Raw genomic sequence first — 7,296 nt, forward strand, 5'->3', positions numbered from 1 at the left:
AAGTTATGAGTCCCGCCGGATATTGGCCGCAACTTCAGGCGGCTATCGAGGCTGGGGCTGATGCGGTCTATTTTGGGCTTCAGCACTTCTCTGCGCGGGCGAAGGTCGGTTTTACGCTGGCCGAATTGTCGGAGGTGTTGCGCACGCTGCACCGGCGGGGTGTGCGCGGCTATGTTACGTTCAATACGCTCGTGTTTGATCACGAGCTTGATGTTGCCGCTCGCAGTCTCGATCAGATCGCGGCTGCCGGGGCGGATGCGATTATTGTGCAGGATGTCGGGATGGCCCACATGGCGCACCAGATCATTCCGGGGGTGCCGCTACATGCCAGTACCCAGATGAGTATCACTAGCGCCGAGGGAGTGGCGCTGGCGCAACGCTTCGGGATCAGCCGGGTGATTCTGGCGCGTGAGTTGGCGCTCGATGATCTGCGGGCGATTCGCGCTGCCACCGATCTGGAGTTGGAGATCTTTGCCCACGGGGCGCTGTGTGTCTCCTATTCTGGGCAGTGCTTCTCCTCGGAGGCGTGGGGCGGGCGCAGTGCCAACCGTGGCCAGTGCGCGCAGACCTGCCGCATGCCCTATACGCTCTTGGTGAATGATCGCCCTGTTCCGCTTGGCGATGCGCGTTACCTGCTCTCGCCGGGTGATCTCTATGTGCTTGATCACCTGCCTGCGATCATGCAGATTGGTATCAATGCGCTGAAGATCGAAGGGCGCTACAAGGATGCGCAGTATGTGGCGCTCACCACCAACGCCTACCGCAAGGCGGTGGATGCGGCATGGGATGGCTTGCCCCACCAACCCAGCCGGGTGGAGGCGTTGCAACTTGAGCAGGTCTTTTCACGCGGGTTGGGTGATTATTTCATCTCTGGAACCAACCATCAACGGGTGGTGCGTGGGCGCACGCCCCGTCACCGGGGGGTACTCGCCGGGCGGGTGGTGCGAGTCTTGTCCGACCGCGTCTTGGTCGAGGCGAACCCGGAGATTGCTGTCGCGCCGCTCAAACCGGGCGATGGGGTGGTCTTTGATGCCTCCGACTGGCGCAGCCCAGAGGAGCCGGAGGAGGGCGGGCGACTCTACCATGTGACGCCGACTCGCGATGGGCTGTTGGCGTTGGAGTTTGCCAACGGGGCGCTGAACTTCTCCCGTATTCGCCCCGGCGATCTGCTCTGGCGTACCCACGATCCCGATCTGGATCGGGCGGCGCGCCCCTTCTTGGCCCCAGCCGCCCCACTGCGGCGGCAAGCTCTCGTGGCCAAAGTGGTAGCCCACGAGGATGCGCCCCTTCAACTTACCTTCGCTCTGCGCGATCAGCCCGATCTACGGGGCACAGTTACGTCGCCCGATCCACTCGGCAGCGCCCAGCGACGTGGTGTGGATGTGGCCTATCTGCGCGAGCAGTTGGGGCGCTTGGGAACCACACCCTACGAGTTGGTCGAGCTTGAACTTGACCTTCAAGGTCATCCGTTTGCTCCGAGTTCACTGCTCAACACCATGCGCCGCGAGGCGGTGGAGTTGTTGGTGCAACAGCAAGAGCAGCGGCATAGCACCGTAAGCTTTCGGGAAGCTTTAAGCTTTCGGGAAGCTTCAAGCTTCCCGGAAGTTCACAACACTGCTGCGCCCCTCCTACACCTGCTCGTGCGCAGCCCCGAACAACTCGCGGCTGCCTTGGAGGTGGCCCCGGCCAGTATCACCCTCGACTACCTCGATCTCTACGGCCTCGAACCGGCGCTGGCGCAGATCCACGCAGCGGGGATTGTTGCGCGGGTGGCCAGTCCGCGCATTCTCAAGCCCCACGAGCAGCGCATCGTCCACTTCCTGCGGCGGCTCGATTGCCCCATTCTGGTGCGTTCGGGTGGCTTGCTGCATGCGCTCTTGGCCGAAGCCCATCCGCCCCTGATCGGTGATTTTAGTCTCAACACCGCCAATGCGCTGAGTGCCGAGATCTTCTTCGGGCTGGGTCTGGAACGTATCACCCCCACCTACGACCTGAACGCGGCCCAGATTAGCGCCTTGGCCCAGGCCATTGGCCCGGAGCGCATCGAGACCGTGGCCTACCAACATTTGCCCGTCTTTCATACCGAGCACTGTGTCTTCTGCCGCTTTCTCTCCGAGGGCACCAGTTCGCAGGACTGTGGGCAGCCCTGCGAGCGCGAACGGGTGGCCCTGCGTGACGAACGTGGCCGCGCCCACCCGGTCATGGCCGATGTGGGCTGCCGCAACACCGTCTTTGGAGCCGAGGCGCAGGAGGCGAGCCGCCATCTAGACGCATGGCGCAGTGCGGGCATGGTTCACTACCGGCTCGAATTTGTCCATGAGACGCGTAACGAAGTACTCCAGGTGGTTAATCTCTTCAATGACTACTTTGCAGGTCGGATCAGTGCCACTGATCTGCATCGCCAATTAGCCACGCTTGCCCCCGGCGGGACGACCGAGGGAAGTTTGTTTGTGCCGGGGTAGGGACGACATAAGGTATTCACCGCAGAGGACGGGGGGGAACACAGAGGTTTTTTCACGATCCTCTGCGTCCCTCCCCGTCCTCTGCGGTAGATAGGTGCGTGCCGCACCACCTTACGGCCCAATCTCCACCATCCCCAGGGTGATCATATCCCCGCCGCTACTCACCCTCCACCGCGCCCCGGTACTCGGATCATACACACCAACCACCAACTGGTATGTTCCGGCACGGGCTTCAGCACTGATCCTCAGCGGGATGTCCTGCCAGATCTGCATGTTGGGTTGCCACGCCCCACTTGGGTACCAATCCCCCCCGACGTGGCCATCCCACTGTGCTACCTTCTCCGCATTGGGGCCAAGCAACTGTACAAAGACCAGCGGATTACTGGTTGGGACGCCCAGTGCTTTCCATAACAGCCCTACGTGCAGATTAGCACCGGGGCGCAGGCTGGCGCTACTCAGGCTGTAGCTGCTGAGGCCGATGCTGGTGCCGATGGTTGCCCCAACCGGCGTGGCTTCACGCGCAAGTGGGATAATCACTGCGTTGTAGTTTATCGTCTCCAAATTGCGAATCTGGCCATCCTGCTGCTCGAAACGGGCAATGGGGATCTGGCGGAGCACCTCTTCGCCCTGGTAGATCCAGAGTGCTGCAAAGTAGCGGCCATCGGTGCGCTCGAAGGGCTGGATGCTGATCGGGGTTGCATTGAGGCTGGCGCTGAGTTGGTGCAGATCGAGCCGGATCTGCTGCGAACCATCGCGGGGCAGCGGCATAATCCCCCCGGCGTAGTGGGTGGGTGGGGTGGTGTAGCCGGAGACCTCGGCGTAGATCTCGATGGCCATGCGCAATGCCTGCGGGCTATGGTTTACACTATGCAGGTCGAGGTTGATCACCGATCCCTCACTACTTAGGTTGGTTTGCAGGAGGAGTAGATCGGCTACTTCATGCTGAATAGCGGGGTTGGTTGTCTCCTCCAGGCTGACCCAACGTAGCATGACCGCATCCTGTTGCGGGCGCAGGCGGATCTTAAGTGGCAGCGCAAGTGCTTCGGTCTGGTAGATCTGAAGGCCGGGGCGCAGCGCGATCCGGCGGGTGGTGCCACCCAGTTCCAGATCGAGGCTCTGACTGCTGAACGCGATCAGTGCCAACCGGATCGAGCCGGTAGTCGGGTTGGTGGGAGGTAGCGGAGCGAAACTGAGCGCATCGCCATTGGCATAGAGATCGAGCGCGGCAGCGGGGCGAGCAGACAGATAGTTGCCCAGGCCCAGATTGATGCGGTGCAGATTGGTCGAGGCTTGGTTGCACGCTGGTGGCACCAGATAGCGATCCAGCCCCGCCAACCAAGCCCGCTGGGTGAGCGGAGCCGAGTAGATGCGTACTTGGTGATCCTGCCAGATCGGCGCAGAGGCGAGTCCGTGGGCTGTCGGATCTTCACCATTGAGCAGCACTGCATAGGCCATCGTGCCATCGCGTGCCTGCACACTCGCCCCAAAACTGCCCCGCAGATCTCCCTGCAAGGGGTGTTCGCGCAACCAGTACGCCCAGGCACTTTGGCGCACCCCACACAGCACCTCCGCTGCTGCCGAAGAGAAGAAGATCGCGCCGGGGCGTTCAAGCAGGCTAGGCAGCGCGGCGAGTTGGTTGCTCTCGGCTGTGTAGACCGGGGGGATCGTGCTGTAGCTGCGCAACGTCAGGCTACTCGCACTGCCTGCTGCCGCCAGGATGACCAGACCCAACACCCCCGCGAGCATCCGCTGGGGCCGTCCAGCCTGCCAGAGGAGTGCCAGACCAGCCCCGACCACCCCCAACAGCATGGGCATGACGTAGCTTACGCCCCGGAAATAGCCATACGGGTAGCCCACCATCCAGCGCAGCCCCAGGATATAGATCAGCGCAAAGGCGGTCAGCCCGCGCAGCGGAAGCGAACTGCTGCGCCACACGCCCCACCCCAACCCCAGGCTCAGCGCGATCAACCCCAGATCGGCCAGATTCTGCTCCCACACTGCGGGCGTCACATGCTCCAAGTGGGTAAAGCGCAGCATCCCGCCGAGCACCTGCGGAGCCACAAAATCAGCAATCCCCATGTAGGCGGTACTGGCCGCAAACAGCCCCGGAAAGGTGTGTGGCGAACGTAGATTGGGTAACCACCCCACCAGCGCCCCCAACCCCAGCAAGACAACACCGCGCCAGATCACCGCCCCGCGCTGTGGATTGGCCCACAGCGCGGCCAGCCCCAACCCGGCCCCCAATGCGCCAAAGGCGGTCAGCATGGGCCAGTAGAGACACGCCAGCCCCCCGATCAGGATGGCCCCGATCAGCAAGTCGGCATGATCGCCCTCATGGAGTGCGGGCCAGGTGATCGCCAGTGCCGCCAACACCACCACCAACCCAGCGAGACTGGCGCTGAAGTTGTTGTAGGTGAGCCAGAGCAGCAGGCTGTTGATGCCGCACAGGGCAGTGCCGATCAGTGCGCCTGACGCGGGCATCTGAAGGCTGCCGCGCAGCAGCGCATAGAGTGCCAGCAGCGCCATAACGCGCAGGTTGGCCTGCATGGGAACCCAGGTGTGCCACGCTTCCCATCCACCTAAGAGATCGGCCATGCCCTGCACGTAGGCCGCCCCAAAGGCGATCTGCCCGATGTAGGGGTTGCTGATCAGTGCCTGCATCGGGCTGCTCGGTGCCCGGATTAAATTGACATAACTGTAATCTTTGAGATATGCCGCCAAGCCCATATAGAACTCAACATCCATCCCATAGCCGAGCGGCATGAGGCTACCTTTGGCCAGCGCCGGAGCCACACTGAGGCCCCAGGTGGCGAGGAGGATGAGGCTCAGCCCAATCGGTGGGAGTTCGGGAGCGGCTTCACCGCCCCCGAACATAGGGTTTGGGGCATAGCCCCAAGAAGACCCTCGTTTTAGGCGTAGGCCCAGCAGCGCGAGTGCCAGTAGCAGAGCCAACGGCAAGATCTGGCGTAACGTGAGGCCCGCGACCGTCCCATAGAAGCCCAGGATCGCCAAGAGCGCCAGCCCAATGGCTGGCGCGAGCAGCAGTTGGACGTTGCGGAGTGTGGCGGGTAAGAAGAGTGCCAACCCCAAACCCGCTACGAAGCAGAGGAGGAGGTGCGCAGCACTCATCGTGAGTGCATGGAAGAGCAGCATAGCGATGTCTAGTAATGTATCTGCACAGTCGTTCCCACATCGGCCCACTCATAGAGCCACTGCGCATCATCAATGCGCAGATTGATACAGCCGTGTGACATCCGTACCCCCGTGCCGTGCGCGTCGTGCCAATAGGTTCCGTGCAGCGCCACTCCACCGACCACATACTGCACCCACGGGATATGCGGCACATACCAACTCTCACCGCCCATATTGCCCACCATATCCTGCATGGGCAGGCGGTAGTAGATTGCGTAGTCACCCACCGGGGTATTGAATCCATCGCGTCCGGTGGCAATCGGAGCCGTCCAGACGGCCAGATCGCCCTCGTAGGCGGTGAGGTACTGGTTGGTGAGATCAACATCAATATGGCGATCCCAGAGTGCCGGACTCCAGATCGGCGTACCGGGTAGTTGGGCAACCGGCTCGGTCTTGATGCCGCGTGCGGCGGCCAAGCGCCGCCCCAGATCACTCACCCGCACTTCATAGAGCGTACTCAGGTTGAAGCCGGTGATGGCCTCCTGGTTGCGGAAGAACGAGTCCACATCTTCGGGCCACCACTCAAGGCGACCGCGCTCGAAGTATTGCACGACCCGGCCATCCTGCTCAAATTCGGTACTAATCGGGAAGCCGAAGATCCCGATCCCGCCGTGGCGCTCCCAGAAGCGGCGCAGTTCTCCGCTCAGGCTGTGGCCAGTTTCGGGGAAGGTGCCCTCCGTCGCCCCGGTTGGGCTGAACGCAGCCCCCAAGCTGGTGGTTAGCCCCGTTTCACGTACCAGTTCACTGCCGATCAACCCCAACTGGACAGAAGCGTGCGGGGATGCCGGGTTGAACTCAAAGCGGGCGCGCTCAAAGTATTGCACAATCCGGCCATTTTCAACCAACTCCTCGCTGATCGGGTAGCCAAAAATGACCTTCTGCCCATTGGCACGCCAGAAGGTAAGAAAGCCGCTGCGATCACTCAGGTGGTGCCCAGTCTCCGCAACATAGACCGTTGGGCTGAAGGGCAACTGTTTGGGATCGAGCAGTCCCAACTGGCGGCGTAGCTGCATCTGCTGTGCCTGGGCCGCGACCAGTGCCGCTTGGGCCTCGCTCTTACTCATCGGAGCCACAAAATCGGCATTGCCGATGCGGGCTTGGGCCGGACGCATCCACAAGAGGCTGATCACGATCAGCAGCGTGATCAGGGTCAGTAGGCTGTATGAGATCGTTCGGCGTTGCATTCTTGTATCCCTCTGGGCATGGCGCGGGGCCTTGGTCTTATTATAGACCAGAGTTGTATCATATAAAACGCAGACTATGCGCAAAGTGGTTGGGGTTATGCCTCAACCTCCTATCGGAGAACCCAGATGTGCAAGTAACTGTTCACACTTCTCCTAGCTTCCAGGTATTGACGCAAAGACGCAGAGGCGCAAAGCCTGCAACAAAACCTTTGCGTCCTTGCGCCTTTGCGTCAATACGAGATTTCTTTTACCCCAAGTGTGAATAGTTACATGTGCAACTGCTCTTGAAGAAAAATTGGTATAACTCACCTTACGCACCCAGAAAATCAGGGATATGCTACAATCTGAACTATGAAAAACGATGAACTGTTCGACCTCTATAGTGATTATCTCATTAGCTCCTTCGGTCAAACGACGGCAACCGGGTTGTCCGCATTGATGGAAGGGGAAATCAGTCA

The 7,296-nt window shown here is 61.0% G+C and carries 3 protein-coding genes; 1 reads left to right on the forward strand and 2 read right to left on the reverse strand.

Going from position 1 to position 7,296, the window contains the following annotated elements:
• Positions 1-5 precede the first annotated feature (5 nt).
• Positions 6-2,462 (forward strand): U32 family peptidase, encoded by a 2,457-nt coding sequence (locus EKD03_RS08395; RefSeq protein ID WP_238613445.1) that lies wholly within the window; start codon positions 6-8, stop codon positions 2,460-2,462.
• A gap of 111 nt (positions 2,463-2,573) precedes the next feature.
• On the opposite strand, the gene EKD03_RS08400 is transcribed toward EKD03_RS08395, so the two are convergent.
• Both EKD03_RS08400 and EKD03_RS08405 read right to left on the reverse strand, forming a co-directional pair.
• Complete coding sequence (locus EKD03_RS08400) at positions 2,574-5,615, reverse strand: hypothetical protein (RefSeq protein ID WP_129629524.1); 3,042 nt, start codon at positions 5,613-5,615, stop codon at positions 2,574-2,576.
• 8 nt (positions 5,616-5,623) lie between these two features.
• Positions 5,624-6,838 (reverse strand): L,D-transpeptidase, encoded by a 1,215-nt coding sequence (locus tag EKD03_RS08405; protein WP_129629526.1) that lies wholly within the window; start codon positions 6,836-6,838, stop codon positions 5,624-5,626.
• Positions 6,839-7,296: the final 458 nt, after the last annotated feature.

Origin of the sequence: Candidatus Oscillochloris fontis (assembly GCF_004138135.1) — a bacterium.
Classification (GTDB): domain Bacteria; phylum Chloroflexota; class Chloroflexia; order Chloroflexales; family Chloroflexaceae; genus Oscillochloris; species Oscillochloris fontis.

Bases quoted from the DNA above. Each gene is read 5' to 3' on its own strand.
- EKD03_RS08400 (WP_129629524.1), bottom strand. From the start codon at position 5,615: ATGCTGCTCTTCCATGCACTCACGATGAGTGCTGCGCACCTCCTCCTC.
- EKD03_RS08395 (WP_238613445.1), top strand. From the start codon at position 6: ATGAGTCCCGCCGGATATTGGCCGCAACTTCAGGCGGCTATCGAGGCT.
- EKD03_RS08405 (WP_129629526.1), bottom strand. From the start codon at position 6,838: ATGCAACGCCGAACGATCTCATACAGCCTACTGACCCTGATCACGCTG.